The 2,679-nt window shown below is 45.4% G+C and carries 1 protein-coding gene; it reads left to right on the top strand.

Translation table 11 applies throughout. From position 1 onward, the window contains the following. Positions 1–125 precede the first annotated feature (125 nt). A complete protein-coding gene (locus tag F6K38_RS39135; RefSeq protein ID WP_287360311.1) occupies positions 126–2,570 on the top strand; it encodes an NACHT domain-containing protein in 2,445 nt (814 codons plus the stop codon). The last annotated feature ends 109 nt before the right edge of the window (positions 2,571–2,679 follow it).

The following is a 2,679-nucleotide window of genomic DNA, read 5'->3' as shown; positions in this document are numbered from 1 at the left end:
CTTGGTGTGTGGGGATCCACGCAAAGACGACTGGCCGCAAATTATTGGCGGAGCAGTTATTGAGCCAAAGTCAATCAAGACGAGTAGTGATATTGGGTGCGCCAGGCTCGGGAAAAACCACCTTGATGAGTTATTTTGCAGTAATGTTGGCTCAGAGCAAGCCTGAGATTTTAGGATTAGACATCTCCATAAACTCGGTTTTGACCCAGGCAGTGCAAGGGTTTGAGGTTAATTTTTGGAGATGTCTATTAGATGGTCATACCGACTGGCTACCGATTTTAATTAGGATGCGAGATTTTGCGATAAATCTCGATAAAAGCCTGATCGACTATGCTCGTATATTTGCTGAAAACACCATGTCAGTCAAACCCTTACCAGTGGGATTTTTTGAGCATTGGTTGTCTGATGGTAGGGCGTTGATATTGCTAGATGGTTTGGATGAAGTAGCAGAAGAGGCTAAACGGAATGATGTAGTCAGGCGGATCGAGAATTTTTTGGGACAGTTTGACAGAAATCGCGCTATTATTACATCTAGACCGGCTGGTTATCGACGCGACTTTTTCCACACTGAGGAATTTCCCCACTATCAAATTGAACCCTTTGATGACCAAAAGATTTCGGCGTTTATTGATAACTGGTATAACAGCAGGTTTCAAGACCAAGCAGAAGCTGAAAGGCGCAAGCAGAGTTTACGAAAGGCGCTGGATGATCATGACCGGATTACCTTGTTGGCACGGAATCCGTTATTGTTGACAATTATTGCATTGATTCATCGGTATCAAGCGATATTGCCCAAAGAACGGTTTGAGCTTTATAATTGCGCCGTCAAGACTTTGTTAACCTCTTGGGATGCTAACAAAGAAATAAGCAATCAGGGATTATTTAAGTATCTAGACTTATATGATTTGCGCCGATTGATGGAATTGTTGGCTTATTGGATTCATACTCAGGGAAATGCTGAAGATAACGACAGCGGTACTTTGATAGACCGGGATGATTTGATTGATCAGTTGAGTCAGCAGATTAAAACCTTGAAGCAGGTGCAGTTATATCAAGCTGAAGAAGAAGCAGAAGCATTTGTAACCTTGATTCGCGATCGCACCGGTTTGTTGAATGAGCAAGGGCAAAATTGTTATGGGTTTGTCCATAAGACGTTTCAAGAATATTTGTGTGCTGAAGAGATTGACTATCAGGCGGATAATGAGGGGGATTTTGAAATTGTTTTGAGTCAGATTCGGGAGCATTTGCATGACTACCACTGGCGCGAAGTGTTACTATTGCTGATAGCACAACAAAAACCGAAAAAGGCGGCGAGGGCGATTCGGGCAGTTTTGACTAATAATAGTAACTACGAGCAGTGGTTGCATCGGGATTTGTTGTTTGCTGGTAGTTGTTTGGCAGAAGACCCGAAAAATTTGCGTGGTTCTGATCGCGGGTTGGTGCAAGAGATTTTAGAGCGGTTGTTTGAGTTGGAAGTGAGTCGTGAGGAGCGGGTTGGGGAGAGGGTTTACGAGCAGGTTTTTAATATAATTTGTAGTTTGTATGAAACCGATTTTGAAGCACAGGTATTGGAATTATTGGAACAGCAATTGGCCGTAGGCCACGCTACGCGAACGAATCGGATTGATGACTGGCGATTGCTGAACTATCGAGCTGAGTTCGGGGAAAAAGATCAGGTAATTACAATATTGTTGACACGGCTAAAGGATGATGATTCTGATGTACGTGTGAGAGCAGCCGATGCCTTAGGCGAATTGGGCAATAGCTCAGAAACTGTAATCAACGCCCTCTTTGCAAGGTTTCAGGATGAGAATTCTGATGTGCGTTGGAGGGCAGCCATAGCTTTGGGCAAATTGGGCAATAGCTCAGAAACTGTAGTCAATGCCCTCCTAGCAAAGCTTCAGGATCCCGATGCTGGTGTGCGTGACAGGGCAGCCGTGGCCTTGGGCAATTCGGACAACAGCTCAGAAACTTTAGTCAGCGCCCTTTTAGCACAGCTTCAGGATGATGATTCTCGTGCGCGTTCGGGGGCAGCCTATGGCTTAGGCAAATTGGGCAACAGTTCAGAAACCGTAGTCAACGCCCTCCTAGCACTGCTTCAGGATGATGATTATCGTGTGCGTTCGGGGGCAGCCGATGCCTTGAGCAAATTGGGTAATAGCTCAGAAACCATAGTCAACGCCCTCCTAGCAAAGCTTCAGGATGATGATTATCGTGTGCGTCGATGGACAGCCTTGGCCTTAGGCAAATTGGGCAACAGTTCAGAAACCGTAGTCAAGGTCGTCCTAGCACAGCTTCAGGATGATGATTCTCGTTTACGTCGGTGGTCAGCCATAGCCTTGGGTAAATTAGGCAACAGCTCAGAAGCTGTAGTCAACGCCCTACTAGCTCTGCTTCAGGATAATGATTCTTTTGTGCGTAGGAGCGCAGCGGAAGCCTTGGGCAGATTAGGCAAAACATCGAATCATGTTCTCCCTACTGTGATTGAATGGATTGAACAACACCAAGATTCCAACTATGTCGGCAGAGGTATTGATGCTTTGTGGTATTTAGTTGTAGGTACGGAATAGGGAGTAGCGCTCTATGTTATAGTTTTTAGGCATAATAATCTTATCCCAACAATCAACTGATCGCAATCCCCTCACGACCATGGAACAGTCGCCATCCCTGGAGCATGCC

Origin of the sequence: Moorena sp. SIO3B2, from assembly GCF_010692525.1 — a bacterium.
GTDB lineage: Bacteria > Cyanobacteriota > Cyanobacteriia > Cyanobacteriales > Coleofasciculaceae > Moorena > Moorena producens.
This window is presented reverse-complemented; position numbering and strand designations above follow the sequence as displayed.

Coding starts and splice junctions, on each gene's coding strand:
- F6K38_RS39135 (WP_287360311.1), top strand. CDS start 126: ATGAGTTATTTTGCAGTAATGTTGGCTCAGAGCAAGCCTGAGATTTTA.